This is a genomic window from Streptomyces sp. NPDC034084 (assembly GCF_055575535.1).
In genome coordinates this window covers 7682-29845 of record NZ_JBVISK010000001.1, presented here as the reverse complement: position 1 = coordinate 29845, position 22164 = coordinate 7682, and the positions used below count along the sequence as shown (strand labels likewise).

At 71.2% G+C, this 22164-nt stretch carries 23 protein-coding genes; 15 read left to right on the top strand and 8 right to left on the bottom strand.

Going from position 1 to position 22164, the window contains the following annotated elements:
* Positions 1-89: 89 nt before the first annotated feature.
* The 3 genes from ACZ51I_RS00160 (at position 90) to moaA (ending at position 3223) form a co-directional block, all read left to right on the top strand.
* Entirely contained in the window at positions 90-461 is a 372-nt protein-coding gene (locus tag ACZ51I_RS00160; protein WP_468870461.1) for a DUF485 domain-containing protein, read from the top strand.
* Positions 458-2083 carry a solute symporter family protein gene (locus ACZ51I_RS00155; RefSeq protein WP_468870460.1) on the top strand — a complete coding sequence of 542 codons (1626 nt, stop codon included), beginning with the start codon at positions 458-460 and terminating at the stop codon, positions 2081-2083. The genes ACZ51I_RS00160 and ACZ51I_RS00155 overlap by 4 nt, the downstream gene beginning before the upstream one ends.
* Positions 2084-2233: 150 nt before the next feature.
* Positions 2234-3223, top strand: a complete 990-nt coding sequence (gene moaA, locus ACZ51I_RS00150) for a GTP 3',8-cyclase MoaA (protein WP_468870459.1) — start codon at positions 2234-2236, stop codon at positions 3221-3223.
* A 26-nt stretch (positions 3224-3249) separates the two neighbouring features.
* On the opposite strand, the gene ACZ51I_RS00145 is transcribed toward moaA, so the two are convergent.
* Both ACZ51I_RS00145 and ACZ51I_RS00140 read right to left on the bottom strand, forming a co-directional pair.
* Positions 3250-3471, bottom strand: coding sequence for a hypothetical protein (locus tag ACZ51I_RS00145; RefSeq protein ID WP_468870458.1), 222 nt, complete (start codon positions 3469-3471; stop codon positions 3250-3252).
* Positions 3472-3620: 149 nt separating this feature from the next.
* Positions 3621-3947, bottom strand: a complete 327-nt coding sequence (locus ACZ51I_RS00140; protein ID WP_468870457.1) for a DUF3099 domain-containing protein — start codon at positions 3945-3947, stop codon at positions 3621-3623.
* A 169-nt stretch (positions 3948-4116) separates the two neighbouring features.
* Between ACZ51I_RS00140 and ACZ51I_RS00135 the strand changes: the two genes are divergently transcribed.
* On the top strand, positions 4117-4392 hold the full coding sequence (locus ACZ51I_RS00135) for a GlsB/YeaQ/YmgE family stress response membrane protein (RefSeq protein WP_468870456.1): 276 nt from the start codon (positions 4117-4119) through the stop codon (positions 4390-4392).
* Positions 4393-4451: 59 nt separating this feature from the next.
* On the opposite strand, the gene tyrS is transcribed toward ACZ51I_RS00135, so the two are convergent.
* Genes tyrS through ACZ51I_RS00120 form a run of 3 tightly spaced genes read right to left on the bottom strand, consistent with a single transcriptional unit; the run spans position 4452 to position 8684 of the window.
* Positions 4452-5717 (bottom strand): tyrosine--tRNA ligase, encoded by a 1266-nt coding sequence (tyrS, locus tag ACZ51I_RS00130; protein WP_468870455.1) that lies wholly within the window; start codon positions 5715-5717, stop codon positions 4452-4454.
* Between the two features lie 55 nt (positions 5718-5772).
* Positions 5773-7164 (bottom strand): metallopeptidase TldD-related protein, encoded by a 1392-nt coding sequence (locus ACZ51I_RS00125; RefSeq protein ID WP_468870453.1) that lies wholly within the window; start codon positions 7162-7164, stop codon positions 5773-5775.
* Positions 7161-8684 carry a TldD/PmbA family protein gene (locus ACZ51I_RS00120; protein ID WP_468870452.1) on the bottom strand — a complete coding sequence of 508 codons (1524 nt, stop codon included), beginning with the start codon at positions 8682-8684 and terminating at the stop codon, positions 7161-7163. The genes ACZ51I_RS00125 and ACZ51I_RS00120 overlap by 4 nt, the downstream gene beginning before the upstream one ends.
* Before the next feature lie 335 nt (positions 8685-9019).
* Between ACZ51I_RS00120 and fabG the strand changes: the two genes are divergently transcribed.
* From fabG to ACZ51I_RS00105, 3 genes are all read left to right on the top strand, one after another.
* Entirely contained in the window at positions 9020-9739 is a 720-nt protein-coding gene (gene fabG / locus ACZ51I_RS00115) for a 3-oxoacyl-[acyl-carrier-protein] reductase (protein ID WP_030691676.1), read from the top strand.
* A gap of 5 nt (positions 9740-9744) precedes the next feature.
* On the top strand, positions 9745-10521 hold the full coding sequence (gene fabI / locus ACZ51I_RS00110) for an enoyl-ACP reductase FabI (protein WP_030691677.1): 777 nt from the start codon (positions 9745-9747) through the stop codon (positions 10519-10521).
* 160 nt (positions 10522-10681) lie between these two features.
* The gene (locus ACZ51I_RS00105; RefSeq protein ID WP_468870451.1) at positions 10682-11098 is read left to right on the top strand and encodes a hypothetical protein; all 417 of its coding nucleotides are present in this window, start codon (positions 10682-10684) and stop codon (positions 11096-11098) included.
* On the opposite strand, the gene ACZ51I_RS00100 is transcribed toward ACZ51I_RS00105, so the two are convergent.
* Positions 11037-11756 (bottom strand): FadR/GntR family transcriptional regulator, encoded by a 720-nt coding sequence (locus ACZ51I_RS00100; protein ID WP_468870450.1) that lies wholly within the window; start codon positions 11754-11756, stop codon positions 11037-11039. The genes ACZ51I_RS00105 and ACZ51I_RS00100 overlap by 62 nt on opposite strands.
* Before the next feature lie 63 nt (positions 11757-11819).
* Here ACZ51I_RS00100 and ACZ51I_RS00095 point away from each other — a divergent pair, with 63 nt between their 5' ends.
* The 4 genes from ACZ51I_RS00095 to ACZ51I_RS00080 all read left to right on the top strand — a co-directional run bounded on the left by ACZ51I_RS00095 (position 11820) and on the right by ACZ51I_RS00080 (position 14170).
* Entirely contained in the window at positions 11820-13142 is a 1323-nt protein-coding gene (locus tag ACZ51I_RS00095; protein ID WP_468870449.1) for a CynX/NimT family MFS transporter, read from the top strand.
* 17 nt (positions 13143-13159) lie between these two features.
* Positions 13160-13276, top strand: coding sequence for an SGM_5486 family transporter-associated protein (locus ACZ51I_RS00090; RefSeq protein WP_256341457.1), 117 nt, complete (start codon positions 13160-13162; stop codon positions 13274-13276).
* Positions 13277-13412: 136 nt separating this feature from the next.
* Positions 13413-13616, top strand: a complete 204-nt coding sequence (locus ACZ51I_RS00085) for a hypothetical protein (protein WP_468870447.1) — start codon at positions 13413-13415, stop codon at positions 13614-13616.
* Between the two features lie 35 nt (positions 13617-13651).
* Positions 13652-14170, top strand: coding sequence for a SixA phosphatase family protein (locus ACZ51I_RS00080; protein WP_468870446.1), 519 nt, complete (start codon positions 13652-13654; stop codon positions 14168-14170).
* 156 nt (positions 14171-14326) lie between these two features.
* On the opposite strand, the gene serB is transcribed toward ACZ51I_RS00080, so the two are convergent.
* A complete protein-coding gene (gene serB, locus ACZ51I_RS00075) occupies positions 14327-15544 on the bottom strand; it encodes a phosphoserine phosphatase SerB (protein ID WP_468870444.1) in 1218 nt (405 codons plus the stop codon).
* 197 nt (positions 15545-15741) lie between these two features.
* Between serB and ACZ51I_RS00070 the strand changes: the two genes are divergently transcribed.
* Positions 15742-18291 carry an ABC transporter ATP-binding protein/permease gene (locus ACZ51I_RS00070; RefSeq protein ID WP_468870443.1) on the top strand — a complete coding sequence of 850 codons (2550 nt, stop codon included), beginning with the start codon at positions 15742-15744 and terminating at the stop codon, positions 18289-18291.
* 73 nt (positions 18292-18364) lie between these two features.
* On the opposite strand, the gene ACZ51I_RS00065 is transcribed toward ACZ51I_RS00070, so the two are convergent.
* The gene (locus ACZ51I_RS00065) at positions 18365-19159 is read right to left on the bottom strand and encodes a transglycosylase SLT domain-containing protein (protein ID WP_468870442.1); all 795 of its coding nucleotides are present in this window, start codon (positions 19157-19159) and stop codon (positions 18365-18367) included.
* Between the two features lie 334 nt (positions 19160-19493).
* Here ACZ51I_RS00065 and ACZ51I_RS00060 point away from each other — a divergent pair, with 334 nt between their 5' ends.
* The 3 genes from ACZ51I_RS00060 to ACZ51I_RS00050 all read left to right on the top strand — a co-directional run bounded on the left by ACZ51I_RS00060 (position 19494) and on the right by ACZ51I_RS00050 (position 21797).
* The gene (locus ACZ51I_RS00060) at positions 19494-19646 is read left to right on the top strand and encodes a hypothetical protein (RefSeq protein WP_468870441.1); all 153 of its coding nucleotides are present in this window, start codon (positions 19494-19496) and stop codon (positions 19644-19646) included.
* Between the two features lie 365 nt (positions 19647-20011).
* Entirely contained in the window at positions 20012-21157 is a 1146-nt protein-coding gene (locus tag ACZ51I_RS00055) for a GAF domain-containing sensor histidine kinase (protein WP_468870440.1), read from the top strand.
* Positions 21150-21797, top strand: a complete 648-nt coding sequence (locus ACZ51I_RS00050; protein WP_468870438.1) for a response regulator — start codon at positions 21150-21152, stop codon at positions 21795-21797. Before ACZ51I_RS00055 ends, ACZ51I_RS00050 begins: the two co-directional genes overlap by 8 nt.
* Positions 21798-22164: the final 367 nt, after the last annotated feature.

Below are 22164 nucleotides of genomic sequence, written 5' to 3'. Positions count from 1 at the left end.
GGAGGAACTCCGCTCGGAGCCCCGCTTCCCGCACCCCTGGTGAGGCCCCCTTGACCATGCCGTCCGCCCCCGCGTCACGAGGAGATTCCGTGGCTACCGAAGCACCGCCGCCCAGAAGCGGCACGGAGACCGCCCCCGGCCCCGCGTCACCCACGACGGAGCAGTTCGTCGAGGTGCAGGAAGGCGCGGAGTTCGGCGAACTGCGCCGTACGTACCGCTCGTTCGCCTTCCCCCTCACCCTGGCCTTCATCGCCTGGTACCTGCTGTACGTGCTGCTCTCCAACTACGCGGGCGGCTTCATGGGGACCAGGGTCTTCGGCAACATCAACGTGGCCCTCGTCCTCGGCCTCGGCCAGTTCCTCACCACGTTCCTCATCGCCTGGCTCTACTCGCGGCACGCGGCGAACCGGCTCGACCCCCGGGCCGAGGCCATCAGAAACCGTATGGAGGGCGACGCATGAGCACCCCCGTCCTGCTCGCGGCGGCCAACGCCACCACCGAGCACCGGCCCCTGATCATCGCCCTGTTCGGCGCCTTCGTCGTCGCCACCCTCGCCATCACCGTCTGGGCCGGCCGCCAGACGAGGAGCGCCGCCGACTTCTACGCCGGCGGACGCCAGTTCACCGGCTTCCAGAACGGCCTCGCGATCTCCGGCGACTACATGTCCGCCGCGTCCTTCCTCGGCATCGCCGGAGCCATCGCCCTCTTCGGCTACGACGGCTTCCTGTACTCGATCGGCTTCCTCGTCGCCTGGCTCGTCGCCCTGCTCCTGGTCGCCGAACCGCTGCGCAACTCCGGCCGGTTCACCATGGGCGACGTCCTCGCCTACCGGATGCGCCAGCGGCCCGTCCGCACCGCCGCCGGCACCTCGACGATCGTCGTCTCGATCTTCTACCTGCTCGCCCAGATGGCAGGCGCGGGCGTCCTCGTCTCGCTGCTCCTCGGCATCACCAGCAACGGCGGCAAGATCGCGATCGTCGCCCTGGTCGGCCTCCTGATGATCGTGTACGTGACGATCGGCGGCATGAAGGGCACCACCTGGGTGCAGATGGTCAAGGCGGTCCTGCTCATCGCGGGCACGCTCCTGATCACCTTCCTCATCCTCCTCAAGTTCCACTTCAACGTCTCGGAGCTGCTCGGCGCGGCCGCCACCAACAGCGGCAAGGGTCCGGCCTTCCTGGAGCCCGGCCTCAAGTACGGCGCCACCGCCACCTCCAAGCTGGACTTCCTCTCCCTCGGCATCGCGCTCGTCCTCGGCACGGCCGGACTGCCCCACATCCTGATCCGCTTCTACACGGTGCCGACCGCCAAGGCCGCCCGTAAGTCCGTGAACTGGGCCATCGGCATCATCGGCGCCTTCTACCTGATGACGATCGTCCTCGGCTTCGGCGCCGCCGCCCTCCTCAAGAACAGCGACATCGTCGCCTCCAACAAGGCCGGGAACACGGCCGCCCCGCTCGCGGCCCTGGAGATCGGCGGCGGAGCCGGCTCCACCGGCGGCGCGATCCTCCTCGCCGTCATCTCCGCCGTCGCCTTCGCCACCATCCTCGCCGTGGTCGCGGGCCTCACCCTGGCCTCCTCCTCGTCCTTCGCGCACGACATCTACGCCAACGTCATCCGGCGCGGGAAGGCCACCGAGAAGGAGGAGGTCCGCGCCGCCCGCTGGGCGACCGTCCTCATCGGCATCGTCTCCATCGCCCTCGGCGCCCTCGCCCGCGACCTCAACGTCGCCGGCCTGGTCGCCCTCGCCTTCGCGGTCGCCGCCTCGGCCAACCTGCCGACGATCCTCTACTCGCTCTTCTGGAAGCGGTTCACCACCCAGGGCGCGCTGTGGTCGATCTACGGCGGCCTGATCTCCGCCGTCGTCCTCGTGCTCTTCTCGCCGGTCGTCTCCGGCAAGCCCACCTCGATGTTCAAGACGGCGGACTTCTACTGGTTCCCGCTGGAGAACCCCGGCCTCGTCTCCATCCCGCTCGGCTTCCTGCTCGGCTGGCTCGGCTCGGTCCTCTCCAAGGAGGAGCCGGACAAGGGCAAGTACGCGGAGCTGGAGGTCAAGGCCCTCACCGGAGTCGGAGCGCACTGAACCGTATACGTTCCGCGACCGCAGGACGGCCGCGTCGTAGAGTTCTACGACGCGGCCGCGCCGGTCCTCGTGACAATCTGCCCTGCTCGTTGTCCGTGGGCTCGCGTAGGCTCGAAGCAACGCATCCGGAGAACGGGGAGGGGGCCCACAGTGCTCATCGACACCTACGGCCGTGTGGCCACTGACCTGCGTGTCTCGCTCACGGACCGGTGCAATCTGCGCTGCACGTACTGCATGCCGGAAGAGGGCCTCCAGTGGCTCGCCAAGCCGGACCTCCTCACCGACGACGAGATCGTCCGGCTGATCCGCATCGCGGTCACCGACCTCGGCGTCACCGAGGTCCGCTTCACCGGCGGCGAGCCGCTGCTCCGCCCCGGCCTCGTCGGGATCGTCGAGCGCTGCGCCGCCCTGGAGCCGCGGCCCCGGATGTCCCTCACCACCAACGGCATCGGTCTCAAGCGCACCGCCGCCGCCCTCAAGGCCGCCGGCCTCGACCGGGTCAACGTCTCCCTCGACACCCTGCGCCCCGAGGTCTTCAAGACCCTCACCCGGCGCGACCGCCACCAGGACGTGCTCGACGGCATGGCCGCCGCCCGCGAGGCCGGCCTCACCCCCGTCAAGGTCAACGCCGTCCTGATGCCCGGACTCAACGCCGACGAGGCCCCCGACCTCCTCGCCTGGGCGGTCCAGGAGGGGTACGAGCTCCGCTTCATCGAGCAGATGCCCCTGGACGCCCAGCACGGCTGGAAGCGCGACGGCATGATCACCGCCGGCGACATCCTGGAATCGCTCCGGACCCGCTTCACCCTGACCCCGGAAGGCTCCGAGGAGCGCGGCTCGGCCCCCGCCGAGCGCTGGGTGGTCGACGGTGGACCGCACACGGTCGGCGTCATCGCCTCCGTCACCCGCCCGTTCTGCCGGGCCTGCGACCGCACCCGGCTCACGGCCGACGGCCAGGTGCGCACCTGCCTCTTCGCCACCGAGGAGACCGACCTGCGGGCCGCGCTCCGCTCGGACGCCCCGGACGAGACGGTCGCGGAGCTCTGGAAGAAGGCCATGTGGGGCAAGAAGGCCGGCTCGGGCCTCGACGACCCGAGCTTCCTCCAGCCCGAGCGCCCGATGTCGGCGATCGGCGGCTGATTCCCGGTCGCTCGGTCGCGGGCGCCCTAGGAGGCGGGGGAGTCGGACTCCCAGTCGCTCAGCGCGACCACGTCCTTCAGGAAACCCCGTACACCCAGGAACTGGGAGAGGTGCTCGCGGTGCTCCTCGCACGCGAGCCAGGTCTTGCGGCGCTCGGGCGTGTGCACCTTGGGGTTGTTCCACGCGAGGACCCAGACGGCGTCGGCGCGGCACCCCTTGGCGGAACAGATCGGCTTCTCTTCGCTCACGGGACCATTGATCACCCGATCATTGTCCAGCAAGGGCGATGCCGGGCAGCCACGGGGGGAGCTGCCCGGCATCGGTCCGTCGCTCCGACGGGGGATGCGGAGCGCGTAGGCAGTATGTCACGGCACATGGGGTGCGGTGCACCGGAACTTCATGATTGATCTGAGCTTTTCTTGAGGTTCGCGGCGTCGAGCGCGGGGCGCACCGGAGGGGGGACGAACGTGGAGGGAAGGGACGGAGCCCTCTCGCGTCCCGCGTTGGCGACCACCACGGCGACATAGGGAAGCAGGGCGCCCAGACCCAGCGCCACGAACGCCACGTGCCGCTCGACGTTCCACAGGACCGCCGCGGCGATCACGCAGAGCGTCCGCACCGTCATCGAGATGACATAGCGTCGCTGCCTCCCGCGGACGTCCTCGGCGAGCCCCTGTCGGGCTCCCGTGATCCGGAAGACCTCGGTCCCGCCATGCTTCGTCATCGCCGTCCACCACCCAGCGGTCGTGCCGGACCCACCCCGGTCCGGACCTGTCTCCACGGTACGCCCGCCCCCCGGAGCCGACGAGACCGGGGCACGTACGGCGGTGTCCGACATGCGCCGTACGACCGAGGAGTCGAGACTGGGCCCACATGCGCACTAGGAGGCGATGATGAGTTGGTTGTGGGCGATCATCGTGGGACTCGTCCTCGGTCTGATCGCGAAGGCGATCCTGCCCGGGAAACAGCAGATCCCGCTCTGGCTGACGACCGTGTTCGGCATTCTCGGCAGCGTGCTCGGCAACGCGGTCGCGACCTGGATCGGAGTCAATGACACCAAGGGCATCGACTGGATCCGGCACCTGCTCCAGCTGATCGGCGCCGTCGTCGTCGTCGGCGTGGGCGACATGCTGTGGGCCTCGATCAGGGGCAACAGACAGCGCGCCTGAGTACGAGGAGAGGCCCGGTACGGCGCACAGCGCGCGTACCGGGCCTCTCCGTGTGATCGCTAGCCGGCGAACTCGATCGCCGCCAGGTTCTTCTTGCCGCGCCGCAGCACCAGCCAGCGGCCGTGCAGCAGCTCGTCCGCCGACACCTCGGCGTCCTCGGCGGTCACCTTCACGTTGTTCACGTAGGCCCCGCCCTCCTTCACCGTGCGGCGCGCCGCCGACTTGCTCGCCACGAGACCGACCTCGGCGAACAGGTCCACCACCTGGCCGAGCCCGGTCACGCGCGCGTGCGGCAGCTCGGACAGCGCGGCGGCGAGCGTCGGCTCGTCCAGCTCGGCCAGGTCACCCTGCCCGAACAGCGCCTTGGAGGCGTTGATGACGGCCGCGCACTGCTCGGCGCCGTGCACCAGGGTGGTGAGCTCCTCGGCGAGGGCCCGCTGGGCGGCACGCGCCTGCGGCCGCTCGGCGGTCTGCGCCTCCAGCGCCTCCAGCTCCTCGCGGGACTTGAAGGACAGGATCCGCATGTACGTCGAGATGTCCCGGTCGTCCACGTTCAGCCAGAACTGGTAGAACGCGTACGGCGTGGTCATCTCCGGGTCCAGCCAGACGGCCCCGCCCTCGGTCTTGCCGAACTTGGTGCCGTCCGCCTTCACCATCAGCGGCGTCGCAAGCGCGTGCGCCTCCGCGCCCGGCTCCAGGCGGTGGATCAGGTCGAGGCCGGCCACCAGGTTGCCCCACTGGTCCGAGCCGCCCTGCTGGAGCGTGCAGCCGTAGCGGCGGTACAGCTCCAGGAAGTCCATGCCCTGGAGCAGCTGGTAGCTGAACTCGGTGTAGCTGATGCCCTGCTCGGACTCCAGACGCCGGGCGACGGAGTCCTTGGTCAGCATCTTGTTGACGCGGAAGTGCTTGCCGATGTCCCGCAGGAACTCGATCGCCGACATCCCGGCGGTCCAGTCCAGGTTGTTCACCATGACCGCCGCGTTCTCCCCCTCGAAGGAGAGGAAGGGCTCGATCTGCGAACGCAGCCGGTTCACCCAGTTCGCGACCGTCTCGGGGTCGTTCAGGGTGCGCTCGGCCGTCGGCCGCGGGTCGCCGATCTGCCCGGTGGCCCCGCCGACCAGCGCCAGCGGCCGGTGCCCGGCCTGCTGGAGCCGGCGGACGGTGAGGACCTGGACCAGGTGACCGACGTGGAGACTGGCCGCGGTCGGGTCGAAACCGCAATAGAACGTGACGGGACCGTCCGCGAGAGCCTTGCGCAGTGCGTCCTCATCGGTGGACTGGGCGAACAACCCGCGCCACTTCAGCTCGTCGACGATGTCCGTCACGATCGTCCGTCTCCTCAGAAAGGTGTCAGTACTACGTCGGCCCAGTCTAGGCGGGTCAGACCCCCTTGCTGACCGAGCTCATGTTGAAGTCCGGCACCCGCAGGGCGGGCATCGCCGCCCTGGTGAACCAGTCGCTCCACTCGCGCGGCAGCGTCTTCTCCGTACGGCCCGCCTCCGTGGCCCGCGACAGCAGGTCCACCGGCGACTCGTTGAACCGGAAGTTGTTCACCTCGCCGACCACCTCGCCGTTCTCGACGAGGTAGACGCCGTCCCGGGTCAGCCCGGTCAGCAGCAGCGTCGCCGGGTCGACCTCGCGGATGTACCAGAGGCAGGTGAGCAGCAGACCCCGCTCGGTGGAGGCCACCATCTCCTCCAGCGAGCGCTCGCCGCCGCCGTCCAGGATCAGGTTCCCCGCTCCCGGCGCCACGGGCAAGCGAGTAAGCCCCGCCGTGTGCCGCGTGGTGACCAGGTGCGCCAGGCTGCCCGCCTCCACCCAGTCGACCGGCCCGACCGGCAGACCGTTGTCGAAGACGGACGAGTCGTCGCCCGAGGAGTGCGCGATCACGAACGGCGCGGACTCCAGGCCCGGCTCGTTCGGGTCGCTGCGCAGCGTGAGCGGCAGGGGGGAGAGCGTCTCGCCGAGCCGGGTGCCGCCGCCGGGCTTGGAGAAGACCGTACGGCCCTCCACCGCGTCCCGGGCCGCCGAGGACCACAGCTGGTAGATCATCAGGTCGGCCACGGCGGTCGGCGGCAGCAGCGTCTCGTACCGGCCCGCGGGCAGCTCGATCCTCCGCTCCGCCCAGCCGAGGCGGGTCGCCAGTTCGGCGTCGAGCGCGGCCGGGTCGACGTCCTTGAAGTCCCGGGTCGAGCGCCCGGCCCAGGCGGAGCGCGTGCGGTCGGGGGACTTGGCGTTGAGCTCCAGGGTCCCCTTGGGCTGGTCGTGGCGGAGCCGCAGCCCCGTGGACGTGCCCAGGTAGGTGGAGGTCAGCTCGTGGCTGGCGAAGCCGTAGAGCTCACGGCCCCCGGCACGCGCGCGTGCGAAGGCCTCGCCGAGCGCCGGGGCGAAGTCGGTGAAGACGGCGGAGGAGGTCTCCGCCGGGGCGTCCGTGAAGTCGGGAGAAGCGGGTACGCCCTCGACGAGCGGCTGCGCGTCCTCGGCGGGCCCGGCGGCCCGTGCGGCGGCCTCCGCGGCCCGGACCAGCGGCTCCAGGTCGTCGACGGTCACGGCGGACCGGGAGACGACACCGGAGGCGGTGCCCTGGGCGCCGTCGACGGTCGCGATCACGGTGAGCGTCCGGCCCCGGGTCACCCCGTTCGTGGTGAGCGCGTTCCCCGCCCAGCGCAGATTCGCCGAGGACTCCTCGTCGGCGATGACGACACACCCGTCGGCGCGGGACAGCTCGAGGGCCCGCTCGACGATCTCGTACGGCTTGCTGACGCGGCTCATCGACCGGCCTCCTGCGTCGTGTTCAAGATGTTGACGCCCCGGAACAGGGCGGACGGGCAGCCGTGCGAGACGGCGGCGACCTGGCCCGGCTGGGCCTTGCCGCAGTTGAAGGCGCCACCGAGGACGTACGTCTGCGGGCCGCCGACCTGCTCCATCGAGCCCCAGAAGTCCGTCGTCGTCGCCTGGTACGCCACGTCCCGCAGCTGCCCCGCGAGCCGGCCGTTCTCGATGCGGAAGAAGCGCTGGCCGGTGAACTGGAAGTTGTAGCGCTGCATGTCGATCGACCAGGACCGGTCGCCGACCACGTAGATGCCCCGCTCCACGCCCCCGATCAGGTCCTCCGTCGACAGGCCGCCCGGGTCCGGCTGGAGCGAGACGTTCGCCATCCGCTGCACCGGGACGTGTGCGGGGGAGTCGGCGAAGGCGCAGCCGTTCGACCGGCCCAGGCCGGTGAGCTTCGCGATCCGCCGGTCCAGCTGGTAGCCGACGAGCGTGCCGTCCTTCACCAGGTCCCAGCTCTGCGCCTCGACGCCCTCGTCGTCGAAGCCGACGGTGGCGAGACCGTGCTCGGCGGTCCGGTCACCCGTCACGTTCATGATCGAGGAGCCGTACGCCAGCTTGCCCAGCTGGTCGAAGGTGGCGAAGGAGGTGCCCGCGTACGCCGCCTCGTAGCCGAGTGCCCGGTCCAGCTCGGTGGCGTGCCCGATGGACTCGTGGATCGTCAGCCACAGGTTCGACGGGTCCACGACCAGGTCGTACCGGCCCGCCTCCACGCTCGGCGCCCGCATCTTCTCGGCGAGCAGCCCCGGGATCTCGTCGAGCTCCTTGTCCCAGTCCCAGCCGGTCCCCGTCAGGTACTCCCAGCCCCGTCCGACCGGCGGCGCGATCGTCCGCATCGAGTCGAACTCGCCGGTCGTCTCGTCCACGGCGACCGCCGTGAGCTGCGGGTGCAGCCGGACGCGCTGCTGGGTGGTCACGGTGCCGGCCGTGTCCGCGTAGAACTTGTTCTCGTGGACGGTGAGCAGCGAGGCGTCCACGTGCGCCACGCCCTCCGCCCCGAGCAGCCGCGCGCTCCAGTCGGCGAGCAGCGCGCTCTTCTCCTCGGCGGGGACGGAGAAGGGGTCGATCTCGTACGAGGACACCCAGGTGCGCTCGGAGTGCACCGGCTCCTCGGCGAGCTCCACGCGCTCGTCCGAGCCGGCCGCCGCGATCACCTTCGCCGACAGCTTGGCCATGGCCACCGCCTGCGAGGCGACCCGCGCCGCCGCGTCCATGGTGAGGTCGACACCGGACGCGAAGCCCCAGGCCCCGCCGTGCACCACCCGCACCGCGTAGCCCAGGTCCGTGGTGTCCGAGGACCCGGACGGTTTGGCGTCGCGCAGCCGCCACGAGGCGCTGCGCACCCGCTCCAGACGGAAGTCCGCGTGCTCGGCACCGAGCGCGCGCGCTCGGGCGAGCGCCGCGTCGGCGAGCGCCCGCAACGGCAGCGCGACGAACGAAGGGTCGATCTGATGGACCACGAGCGGCCTCGCTCTCGGCGATCGGAAGACGTTTTCTCTCGGTTGATCTGCCCCGGAAGTCAATCACGGGAAGGGCGGCCGGGTCGGCGCATTGCGGTGCGCTCCTGGCGGAACCCGTCCCAACAGCGTTTCACGTACGGGGCCTTGAGCGGGGTCCCCGGTGGAGCGGCCCCGGGGGCGTGATCCACGGGCCGCGGCGGGGCGCCCCGGACCGCCCCCGAGCTGTAGGGACCCGACAGTGACGCACGTACGCCACTGTCGGAGGTCGATTCCTCATGTCGGGGGCGGTACCGATAGGTTTTCGGCTACCAGACCGCTATCGAAAGGGTGATCCGTTGAGCCGCTCGGTTCTCGTCACCGGAGGAAACCGGGGCATCGGCCTCGCCATCGCCCGCGCGTTCGCCGAGGCCGGCGACAAGGTCGCGATCACGTACCGCTCCGGCGAGCCCCCGGCCGCCCTGGTCGAGCTCGGTTGCCTGCCCGTCAAGTGCGACATCACCGACGCGGAGCAGGTGGAGACGGCCTACAAGGAGATCGAGGAGAAGCACGGCCCGGTGGAGGTCCTCGTGGCCAACGCCGGCGTGACGAAGGACCAGCTCCTCATGCGCATGACGGAGGAGGACTTCACGTCCGTCCTCGACACCAACCTCACCGGCACCTTCCGGGTCGTCAAGCGGGCCAACCGCGGGATGCTGCGCGCCAAGAAGGGCCGCGTCGTCCTGATCTCCTCGGTCGTCGGTCTGCTGGGCTCCGCGGGCCAGGCCAACTACGCCGCCTCCAAGGCCGGCCTGGTCGGCTTCGCCCGCTCCCTCGCGCGTGAGCTGGGCTCGCGCAACATCACCTTCAACGTCGTCGCCCCCGGCTTCGTCGACACCGACATGACCGCGGTGCTCACCGACGAGCAGCGCGCGGGCATCGTGTCCCAGGTGCCGCTGGGCCGCTACGCGCAGCCGGAGGAGATCGCCGCGGCGGTGAAGTTCCTCGCCTCCGACGACGCCTCGTACATCACTGGAGCCGTCATCCCGGTTGACGGCGGATTGGGCATGGGTCACTGATCACCATGAGCGGAATTCTCGAGGGCAAGCGCATCCTCATCACCGGTGTGCTGATGGAGTCCTCCATCGCCTTCCACGCCGCGAAGCTGGCCCAGGAGCAGGGTGCGGAGATCATCCTCACCGCCTGGCCCCGGCCGACGCTGACCGAGCGCATCGCCAAGAAGCTCCCCAAGCCCGAGAACGTCAAGGTCCTGGAGCTCGACGTCTCGAACGACGAGCACCTCGCCCGCCTGGAGGGCCAGGTCCGCGAGCACCTCGGCGACCGGCTCGACGGCATCGTGCACTCCATCGGCTTCGCGCCGCAGGACGCGCTCGGCGGCAACTTCCTGAACACGCCGTTCGAGTCCGTGGCCACCGCCATGCACGTCTCCGCCTTCTCCCTGAAGTCGCTGACCATGGCGCTGCTGCCGCTGATGTCCGAGGGCGGTTCGGTCGTCGGCCTCACCTTCGACGCGAAGTTCGCCTGGCCGCAGTACGACTGGATGGGCCCGGCCAAGGCCGCCCTGGAGGCCACCAGCCGCTACATGGCGCGCGACCTCGGCAAGCAGAACATCCGCTGCAACCTGATCTCGGCGGGCCCGCTCGGCTCCATGGCCGCGAAGTCCATCCCGGGCTTCGGCGAGCTGGCCTCCGTGTGGGACAGCCGTTCCCCGCTGGAGTGGGAGCTCTCGGACCCGGAGCCGGCCGGCCGCGGCATCGTCGCGCTGCTCTCGGACTGGTTCCCGAAGACCACCGGCGAGATCATCCACGTGGACGGCGGTCTGCACGCCATCGGCGCGTAACCGCTCCGTACAAGCAGCGACAGGGCCGTGTGCCCGCCCCGGTGGCGGACACACGGCCCTCGCCGTTCCGCAACTCCTGCACGGGTCGAAAAGTAGCCCGAACGACCGCAGACTGGGGCAGAGCGTCAGGGTCTGCTGCTGAGGGGGAGGAGGTACGGACATGCGCGCGATACGTCAGGGCTTCGGAGCGATCGCCTCCGTGGCCGTCCTGATCACCGGGACAGCCGTGGCCACCGAGCTGCGGGCCGCTCCCGCCCCGGCCGAGGAGCTCCCCGCCGCCGCCCCGGCGGCCGAGGAGCCGGAGAACTTCGGAGCCTCCTGCCGCACCGTCGTCGAGGGCTCCCGCGTCACCGCCCACTGCAGCAACCCGTACCCCCGCACCGACCGGATCCGTCTCCACGTCGAGTGCGAGCGCTGGTGGGACGTCGACAGCGACAGCGCCCCCGTGGAGGTCGGCCCCGCCGACTACGCCCAGGTCACCGGCCGCTGCTGGAAGGAGGTCCGGGCGGCCTGGGTCACGCACCAGCCCGCGGATCCGCCTCCCGCTCCCGGTCCGCTTCCGGTACGGGACTCCTGAGGCACATGAAGGGGTAGCCGGCCGCCTCCGCGCCGGCCCGCTCGGCGTCGCCCTCGCGGATCGCGTCCACCAGGCGCGCGTGGTCCATGTGGTTCTCCGGCCGCAGATCCTGCCCCACGTCGTCGCGCAGCCACTCGCGCAGGAGATCGCCCAGGTCCGCGTAGAGCTCCGTCAGCACCTCGTTCCCCGAGGCGGCGACGACGGCGTGGTGGAAGGCCGCGTCGGCCGTCACGAACCGCTCCGCGTCCCCGGAATCCCACGCCTCCTCGCGCCGTACCAGCAGGGCGTCCAGCTGCTTCAGGTCCCGCTCCGAGCGCCGTCCGGCGGCGAACCGGGCCGCGGCGGACTCCAGCGTGGAGCGCAGCTCGGCCACGTGCCGGGGGTCGGAGCCGGCGAAGCGCCGGTGCATGACGCCCGCCAGCTCGCTGGTGGCGGCGACGTACGTCCCCGAGCCCTGCCGGATGTCGAGCAGACCGTTGTGCGCGAGCGCGCGGACCGCCTCGCGCACCGTGTTGCGGGCGACGCCCAGCTGCTCGACCAGTTCGGGCTCGGTCGGGATGCGGGAACCCACCGGCCACTCGCCGGAGGTGATCTGGTTCCGCAGCTCGGCGATCACCTGATCGGAGAGACCGCTGCGCCGGGGGTGACCGAGGGCCATGGAGCGCCTTCCCATTCGTTCGAGATTGGACAACCAATCATCCCATGATTCTATGATGGCCTCATGCCTGACGAGCCGAAGACCCTCGAGCCCGCCGCCCCGCCGACGGAGACCACCGCCCGACCGGGAACCCTCGCGGGGGACACCGCGACCGCCGCCGGCGATTCTCCCGTACCGGGCCCGGCACGCCACCGGCTCCTCGGACTCGTCGCCGTCGGACTCGTCCTGGCCGCCCTCAACCTGCGCCCGGCCATCACCAGCCTCGGCGCCCTCCTCGAAGAGGTCACCGAAGGCCTCCACATGAGCGGCAGCGTCGCCGGGGTCCTCACCTCCGTCCCCCCGCTCTGCTTCGCGGTCTTCGGCATCACCGCCCCCCGCCTCGCCCGCCGCTTCGGCCCCGCCGCCGTCGTCTGCGCGGGCATGGCCGCGATCTTCACCGGCCTCGTCCTGAGGCCCTTCGCGACCGGCACCGCCGCCTTCCTCGCGGCCAGCGCCCTCGCCCTCATGGGCATCGCCCTCAGCAACGTCCTGATGCCCGTCATCGTCAAGCGGTACTTCCCCGACCGCGTCGGCAGCATGACCGGCCTCTACTCCATGGCCCTCGCCCTCGGCACCTCCGTCGCCGCGGCCGCCACCGTGCCCATGACCGACGCCCTCGGCGGCGACTGGCGCCTCGGCCTCGGCGTCTGGGCGGCCCTCGCCGCCCTGGCCGTCCTGCCCTGGCTCCCGCTCCTGCGCGAGCGGCACGGCGACACGGCGCTCCCGGCGGCCACCACGGCACCCGAAGCGACCCCCGGTACCCCGGCTCCCCGCATCACCCGCAGCCGCACCGCCTGGGCGCTCGGCGTCTTCTTCGGCCTCCAGGCCACCGGCGCCTACATCACCATGGGCTGGATGCCGCAGATCTTCCGCGACGCCGGCGTCCCCGCCACCACCGCGGGCGTGCTCCTCGCCGTCACCATGGTCATGGGCGTCCCGCTCGCCTTCGTCATCCCCCGCCTCGCGACCCGGATGAAGAACCAGGGCCCGATCGCCGTCGCGCTCGGCCTGTGCGGACTCACCGGCTACACCGGACTCTTCCTCGCCCCCGCCGCCGGAGCCTGGGTATGGGCGGTCCTCCTCGGCATCTCCAACTGCTCCTTCCCGCTCGCCCTCACCATGATCGGCATGCGTTCGCGCACCGGCGCCGGAGTCGTCCGGCTCTCCGCCTTCTCGCAGAGCGTCGGCTACCTCATCTCGATCCCGGGACCCCTCCTCGTCGGCGTCCTCTACCAGCACAGCGGCGGCTGGACCCTGCCCATCGCGCTCATGGGAGGGCTGATGGTGCCGCAGATGATCGTCGGAACCCTGGCGGGCCGGGACCGGACGGTCGAGGACGAATGCTGAGATGCGAGACTGTGGCCATGCCAGTCCTCGAACCCAACCCCCAGAACGGCCAGAAGAAGCTGCTCCTCGTGCTCGGCGCGATGCTCGGCATCACGGTCGTCATCGCCGTCATCGCCTCCTTCGCCTCCCCGTGAGGTGGGGGTAGCCCCCGCATCCCCTAGGGGGTGTGGCTCAGGGTGAAGTGGGTGGATCACCGGATGGGCCGGAGGACGCGCGATCCGTACGTTGATGACAACGGCGAAAGCGCGGAACTCACCCACGGAGGCGGTCATGTCGGCCCCCACGCACCCCGGTATCCGGACCACGACCACCGGCGTCGACACCCGGCTGCCCTGGTGGGCCCTCGCCCTCCCGGCGGCCGCGTTCCTCGCCCTCCTGATGCTCATGACGGGGTCGCCGGAAGCCCACGCGGCCACCGTCGACCCGGCGGTCGGCCGAGTCCTCGGGCACCTCTGGGAAACGGTCTCTCTCTGAGCCGGGGCGGGCCGTTTCGTGGGAAGCTGGGCACCATGAGCGTCGATACACCCCGCAGCATCGTGCTCCTCCGGCACGCGAAGGCAGAATGGAACGACGGGCCGGACCACGAGAGGCCCCTCACCGACCGAGGCCGCAAGGACGCCCCCGTGGCCGGCCGGCGGCTCGCCGACAGCGGCATCGCCTTCGACCTGGCCCTCTGCTCGACCGCCGTCCGCACCCGCGAGACCTGGAAGCTGGCCGTCCACGAGCTCCCGCACCGCCCGAAGACGGTGTACGAGGAGCGGATGTACGAGGCCTCCCTCGGCGAGCTCATCGCCCTGGTCAACGAGACCCCGGACACCGTGGAGAGACTCCTCCTCGTGGGCCACAACCCCGGTATGCACGCCCTCGCCGACGCCCTCGCGGGGGAGTCCGAGGGCGATGCCCTGCCCCGGATGCACCGCAGCGGCTTCCCGACCTCCGCCTTCGCCGTCCTCACCTTCGACGGCCCATGGAAGTCCGTGGAGCACGGTGTCGCACGGCTCGTCGACTTCTGGACCCCGCACGACTGACCCCGCACGACTGACCCCGCACGACTGACCCCGCACGACTGACCCCGTACGCCTGCTTGCGTACGCCTGCGCCTCACCCCGTACGCCGCCTCATCCCGTACGCGGGAGGGCCCGGGTGTCGTCCGACGCCCGGGCCCCTCCCCGTACCCCCACCGCTCAGTGCAGCAGGTCCTCCTCGCCGCCGTCGGCGGCCTCGACCTCCTCGCGGGTGATCCCGAGCAGATACAGCACCGTGTCGAGGAACGGCACGTTCACCGCCGTGTCCGCCGCCCGGCGCACCACCGGCTTCGCGTTGAACGCCACCCCGAGCCCGGCCGCGTTCAGCATGTCCAGGTCGTTCGCCCCGTCGCCGATCGCCACGGTCTGCGCCAACGGCACCCCCGCCTCCGCGGCGAACCGGCGCAGCAGCCGCGCCTTGCCCGCCCGGTCGACGATCTCGCCGGTCACCCGGCCGGTGAGCTTCCCGTCCACGATCTCCAGCGTGTTGGCGGAGGCGAAGTCCAGGCCGAGACGCTCCTTGAGATCATCCGTGACCTGGGTGAACCCGCCGGAGACGACCCCCACCTGGTAGCCGAGCCGCTTGAGCGTACGGATCAGCGTGCGGGCGCCGGGCGTCAGCCGCACCTCGGCGCGCACCTTGTCGACCACCGAGGCGTCGAGACCCGCCAGCAGCTCCACGCGCGCGTGCAGCGACTGCTCGAAGTCCAGCTCGCCGCGCATCGCCGCGGCCGTCACCTCGGCGACCTTGTCCTCGCAGCCCGCGTGCGCGGCGAAGAGCTCGATCACCTCGTCCTGGATCAGGGTCGAGTCCACGTCCATGACCACGAGCCGCTGGGCCCGCCGGTGCAGACCGGCGGAGACGACGGCCACGTCGACCCCGACGCTGTGCGCCTCGGTCGCCAGCGCGGTCCGCAGCGGCTCGGTCTCGCAGCCCGAGACGGCGAACTCGACGGCGGTCACCGGGTACTTCGCGAGGCGGAAGACACGGTCGATGTTGCCGCCGCTCTCCGCGATCCTGGCCGCTATGGCCGCCGTCTGCTCGGCGGTCAGCGGGTTGCCGAGCACGGTGACGTGCGAGCGTCCCTCACCACGGGGACGGTTGTCGCCCGTGCCGGAGATGATCTCGGCCTGGAGTTTCAGCGACTCGGCCCAGCTGTGGATGGTGGCCCGCAGTTCGCCCTGCGGGGCGACGGTCGGCTCGGTCACGAGCGCGCACAGGACGAGGCGGCCGCGGGAGACGACCTGCTCGATGTCCACGACGTCGACGGAGTAGGCGGCGAGGGTGTCGAAGAGTCCGGCGGTGATCCCGGGACGGTCCTTCCCGAAGATCTTGACGAGAAGGGTGGGAACGTCTGAGGTCTGCGATGCGCTCATGGTGGTTCCACCGTATCGGGCACCGTGCGTCACCCGACCCCCCGTCCCGCCCTGCGGACACCCGCGTGGTCCCCGGCATGCACCGAAGGTCTTCACGTGGCCCGACTTTCCGATACGGGACCGGGCCTGAAATAGTTCCCCAGGATGATTCGCCATCCCTGGACTCCCGACGACGGGGGTGCATCGGGGGACAAGTAGTGGGGCATGGAGTGCCAGAACTCGTACTGGAATTGAACGGCAGGACCTGGACGCTCGATCCGTCCCGGTCGTACACCCTGGGCAGGGACCCTCAGGGTGACCTGGTGATCGACGACGCCAGGGTCTCGTGGCGCCACGCCACCATCAGCTGGGGTGGCCGGAGCTGGGTCATCGAGGACCACGGCTCCACCAACGGCACCTTCGTACAGGGCCAGCGGGTCCACCAGGTGGAGATCGGCCCCGGTTCGGCCGTCCACCTGGGCAACGCCACCGACGGCCCGCGGCTGAATCTCGCCGCCACCGGCGCGGCCGCCGCACCTCAGCAGCACGCGCCCCAGCAGCAGGCCCCGGCCCACGCGCAGCAGGCGCCCGCCCACCAGGGCGCCGGCGGGGCCGCCCAGGCCGACTGGGCCACGCACCAGGCGCCCCCGCCGCAGCACGGCTGGCAGCAGCCGCCCGCCCAGCAGCAGGTCCCGCACCAGCAGGGACCCGGGCAGGGGCACCCCGGGGCCACCGGGGGCGCGTCGTCGGCCTACGCCGACCGCAGCCCCACCACGTTCCACCAGCTGTCCCTCGGCCACGTCATGCGCATCGGCCGTGCCCTCGAGAACGAACTGGTCGTCTCCGACCTCCAGGTCTCGCGGAACCACGCCGAGTTCCACGCGACGCCCGACGGGCGCTTCGAGATCCGCGACCTCGGCTCGCACAACGGCACGTACGTCAACGGTCAGCCCATCGCCAAGGGCGGCACGGCCCTCCTCGGCCCCCAGGACATCGTCGGCGTCGGCCACTCGACCTTCCGCATCGTCGGCGGCCAGCTGGAAGAGTTCGTCGACACCGGCTCGGTCTCCTTCTCGGCCCGCCACCTCACGGTCACGGTCGACGGCGGCAAGCAGATCCTCAAGGACGTCACCTTCGGCGTCCCGGAGAAGTCGCTGATCGGCGTCATCGGCCCGTCCGGCTCCGGCAAGTCCACCCTGCTCAAGGCGCTGACCGGCTACCGCCCGGCCAACGAGGGCGACGTCCTCTACGACAACCGCAGCCTCTACAAGCAGTTCGCCGAGCTGCGCCAGCGCATCGGCCTGGTCCCGCAGGACGACATCCTGCACAAGGAGCTGACCGTCCAGAAGGCGCTGCGCTACGCGGCCAAGCTCCGCTTCCCCGGCGACACCGCCGAGGCCGAGCGCGAGGCCCGCATCGACGAGGTGCTGCGCGAGCTCAAGCTCGACATCCACAAGGAGAAGAAGGTCACCTCCCTCTCCGGTGGCCAGCGCAAGCGCGTCTCCGTCGCCCTGGAGCTCCTCACCAAGCCCTCGCTGATCTTCCTGGACGAGCCGACCTCCGGCCTCGACCCGGGCATGGACCGCGACGTCATGCAGCTGCTCCGCGGCCTCGCGGACGACGGCCGCACGGTCCTCGTCGTCACCCACTCGGTGGCCGAGCTGGGCCTCTGCGACAAGCTGCTCGTGATGGCGCCCGGCGGTTCCGTGGCGTACTTCGGCCCGCCGGAGGAGGCGCTGAACTTCTTCGGCTACTCCACCTGGGCCGACGTCTTCTCCGCCTTCGAGAACTACCGCGACTACGACTGGGCGGGCCGCTGGAAGGGCTCGCAGCACTACCAGATGTACGCCGCGGACATCGACGCCGTCGCCGCGCAGCCCGTCCACATGCCGCAGCAGGCGATGGCCAGGCCGCCGAAGCCGCAGGGCTGGGGCTCCCAGCTGTGGACCCTGATCCGCCGCTACGTCTCCGTCATCGCGTCCGACAAGGGCTTCATGGCCCTGATGGTGATCCTGCCGGCCGTCCTCGGCGCGGTGTCCGTCGTCATCCCCGCCGACTTCGGCCTCGGCAAGCCCACCCCGCCGTCCCGCTTCAACGGCGACGCCGGCACGATCATGCTGATCCTCGCCGTCGGCATGTGCTTCTCCGGCGCTGCCAACTCCGTCCGAGAGCTGATCAAGGAACGGGTCATCTACGAGCGGGAACGCGCCGTCGGCCTGTCCCGCTCCGCGTACCTGATGTCCAAGGTCATCGTCCTCGGCCTGATCACCGCCTTCCAGGGCGTGATCATCTGCGGCATCGGCTTCTCGACGCGCGCACTGCCCGAAGAGGGCCTGTTCATGCCGCCGGCCGTCGAACTGTGCGTCCAGGTCATCGCCCTCGGCCTGACCTCGATGATGGTCGGCCTGGTCATCTCCGCGCTGGTGAAGACCGCCGAGAAGACCATGCCGCTGCTCGTCATGTTCGCGATCATCCAGGTCGTGTTCACCGGCATCCTCTTCCAGGTGTACGGCTCGCCCGGCCTGGAGCAGTTCGCCTGGCTCATGCCCTCCCGCTGGGGCATCGCCGGCGCCGGCACCACTCTGGACCTGGCGCACCTGATGCCGCCGTGGGACCACAAGGACCCCACGAACACCGACCCGCTGTGGGAGCACACGGTCGGCCAGTGGAGCCTGGACCTCGGCATCCAGCTGATCATGGCGACCGTCTGCTGCGTCCTCGTGGCGCGGCTGCTGCGCCGCCACGAGCCCGAGGTCATGCGCAAGTAGCGACCGGGGCGGTACGACCGAGGGCGGCACCCGTGACGGGTGCCGCCCTCGGTCGTACCAGGGGCGCCGGTGATCAGTAGGCGCTGTTGACGTTGTCGATCGAGCCGTAGCGGTCGGCCGCGTAGTTGGCGGCGGCGACGATGTTGGCGACCGGGTCGTACTGGTCGAACTTGGTGCCGGGGATGTGGTACGCCTTGAAGGTCGGGTAGATCACCTGGAGCAGGCCCTTGGACGGGACGCCGTTGATGGCGTTGATGTCCCAGTTGTTGATGGCGTACGGGTTGCCGCTGGACTCGCGCATGATGTTCCGGTGCAGGCCGTTGTAGGTGCCCGGGATGTTGTGCTTGTCCATGATGTAGAGCGCCTCGCGGATCCAGCCGTCGAGGTTGTTCGCGAAGACCGGGGTGCGGGCGACGGAACGGCTCGCGGCGGCCTTCTCGGCGGCGCGCTTCTTCGCGTCGGCCTTGGCCTTGGCCTCAGCCTTGGCCTTCGCCTCCGCCTTGGCCTTGGCGACGGCCTTCGCCAGGGCGTCGGCCTTGGCCTTCGCGGCCGCCTTCGCCTTCGCCTCGGCCTGGGCCTTGGCGGCGGCCTTGGCCTTCGCCTCGGCCTCCTGCTTGGCCTTCAGGCCGATGGCGGACTGCTGCTCGTCGATGCTGGCGGCGAGGGCCTTCGCCTGGGGGCTGTTCGCGTTGTACGACCACGCGACCTGCTGGGTACCGGCGAGAGCCTGGGGCTCCGTCTCGGTGCTGCCGTTGCCCGGCACGAGGGAGAGGGTGAGGGCTGCGGCGCCCAGAGCGGCGACGCCGGCGATCGTGGCCTTGTGGGTCTTCTTCAGACCACGACTGTGGCCAGGGGTGTTCGCAGACATGCAGGACTACCTCTTCGAATCGCTGGGGGTCGTCGCACGGCCGGGGCGGCGCTCCGCCTTCTGCGGCGGCGACGTGGGCAATTCTTAGCGCCGGCAAAATGCCGTGGCAAAGGTGTGACGTACGATCCCGGGTAGTGGATCAGGGGCCCGTGCACGGGCCACACATTGCCCCCTGTGGCCCGTTTCGCCCGCCCTTATCCGGCGTCAGGGCGTCCACTAGGGGGCTTCGTAAGTGATGTGCGTCCTATGCGCGGCCTCACATCGGGCACGTAACAAACTCACCCGGCGTTGCGTCAGCAATGCACACGGTGAGCCCCTTCCCCGGAAGGAGGACATGGACGCCGCCGAACCCGTGCCAGAGGGAGCGGACGATCCGTATGCCCCGCGCGACCAGCTCCGGCCGGGCCGCCCCGCGCTCGGCGTCTCCGAGCCCGCCCCCGTCCGGGGACGGCACGCGAAGACCGTCCGGTACGCCGACAGCGGCTGATGCCGCTCCGTGTACCCGTACCGGATGGGCCGCCCGTACGGACCGAGCAGCCCCGGCACGTCGCCCCCTGCGCCCACGCCCACCGCAGCCCGCTCCCGGCACGAGCGGCTGGGCGAGCAGCCGCCGTGCTCTCCGGGCAGCCGCACGCCCGCACGCGGGCGCGTACTCCCCGACCCGTCCGGCGCCCGCAGCCCCACCCCCCGGCCGTCACTCCCGTGCCGTCCTCCGGACGACCCCACCCTCCGGCCCCGCCCCGCCTCGTCCCCGGCGAGCGCCGAGGGCCCTTCGACCTAGGTCCCAGGACCCGTCCCGCCCTCGTCCCCAGGCGGATACGGACCGTCACACCCCGCCGGTACCGTGAACACATGAGCCATCGACCCAGCTCCGGCCTGGCCGCCGTGAGCACCGCCCTCCTGGCGATGAGCCGCCACCTGGAGGTCCGCGACGTCCTCAAGACGATCGTGGCCTCCGCCCGCGAGCTGCTCGACGCCGAGTACGCGGCCCTGGGCGTCCCCGACGACCACGGCGGCTTCGCCCAGTTCGTCGTCGACGGCGTCAGCGACGAGCAGTGGAAGGCGATCGGCCCCCTGCCCCGCCAGCACGGCATCCTCGCCTCGATGCTCCACAAGGCCGAGCCCGAGCGGCTGGCCGACGTCCGCGCGGACCCCCGCTTCGAGGGCTGGCCCGACGCCCACCCCGAGATGTCCGACTTCCTCGGCCTGCCCGTCAGGGACGGCGACGAGATCCTCGGCGCCCTCTTCCTCGCCAACAAACGCTGCCCGAAGGAGGGCGGCGGCTGCGGCTTCACCGCCGACGACGAGGAACTCCTCTCGATCCTCGCCCAGCACGCGGCCATCGCCCTCACCAACGCCCGGCTGTACGAGCGCAGCCGGGAGCTCACCATCGCCGAGGAGCGCTCCCGCCTCGCCCACGAGCTGCACGACGCCGTCAGCCAGAAGCTGTTCTCGCTCCGGCTGACCGCCCAGGCCGCCGCCGCCCTCGTCGACCGCGACCCGGCCCGTGCCAAGGGCGAGCTCCAGCAGGTCGCCGCGCTCGCCGCCGAGGCCGCCGACGAACTGCGCGCCGCCGTCGTCGAGCTGCGCCCCGCCGCCCTCGACGAGGACGGCCTCGTCCACACCCTGCGCACCCAGATCCAGGTCCTCGACCGCGCCCACTCCGCCCGGGTCACCTTCGACAGCCCAGGGACCCGCGCCCTGCCGGCCGCCCAGGAGGAGGCCGTCCTCCGGGTCGCCCAGGAGGCCCTGCACAACGCCCTGCGCCACGCGGACGCCGGCCTCGTCGCGGTCTCCCTCACCCGCAGCGGCCAGGGCGCCCGGCTCACCGTCACCGACGACGGCAAGGGATTCGACCCGCGTACGGTCCGCAGCGCCGGCCGCCACCTCGGCCTGGTCTCCATGCGGGACCGCGCGAGCGGCGTCGGCGGCAGACTCACGGTGACGTCCGCCCCGGACCGGGGCACCACGATCGAGATGGAGGTCCCCGGTGGCTGACAAGCCCATCCGTGTCCTGCTGGTCGACGACCACCAGGTCGTCCGCCGAGGATTGCGCACCTTCCTGGAGGTGCAGGACGACATAGAGGTCGTGGGGGAGGCCTCCGACGGCGCCGAGGGAGTCGCCAGGGCCGAGGAGCTCCGCCCCGACGTGGTCCTCATGGACGTGAAGATGCCGGGCACGGACGGCATCGAGGCGCTCAAGCGGCTCAGGGAGCTCGCCAACCCCGCCAGGGTCCTGATCGTCACCAGCTTCACCGAGCAGCGCACGGTCGTCCCCGCGCTCCGCGCCGGCGCCTGCGGATACGTCTACAAGGACATCGACCCCGACGCCCTGGCCGGCGCGATCCGCTCCGTCCACGCGGGCCACGTCCTCCTCCAGCCCGAGGTAGCCGACGCGCTCCTCGCCCAGGACGACTCCGCCGGCGGGGGCACGGGGCGGGGCACGACGCTCACGGAGCGGGAGCGCGAGGTCCTCGGCCTGATCGCCGACGGCCGGTCCAACCGGGAGATCGCCCGCGCGCTGGTCCTCTCCGAGAAGACGGTCAAGACACACGTCTCGAACATCCTGATGAAGCTCGACCTCGCGGACCGCACCCAGGCGGCCCTCTGGGCCGTCCGGCACGGCCTCACCAACTGACGCGCCCCCGCGCACCACGTCCCGGAGCGGGGGTTCGCCGTACGCGGCAGCCTCACAACCCCCGCTCCTTCTCTTCCACGTACGCGTTGTACGCGGCGACCTGTGCCCGCCGTGCCACCCGCTCCACCGGCCGCAGCGCCGCCCCCCGCGCCGCCAGCCCCTTCTTCGACGCGTCCCTCGCACCGTTCGGCGCCGGGGCGCCTCACGGGCTTCGGGGCGCTGCGCCGGACTCCGTCCGTCGGTCGTGAGGGCGAGGCCTCACAACCCCCGCTCCCGCTCCTTCTCTTCCACGTACGCGTTGTACGCGGCGACCTGTGCCCGCCGTGCCACCCGCTCCACCGGCCGCAGCGCCGCCCCCCGCGCCGCC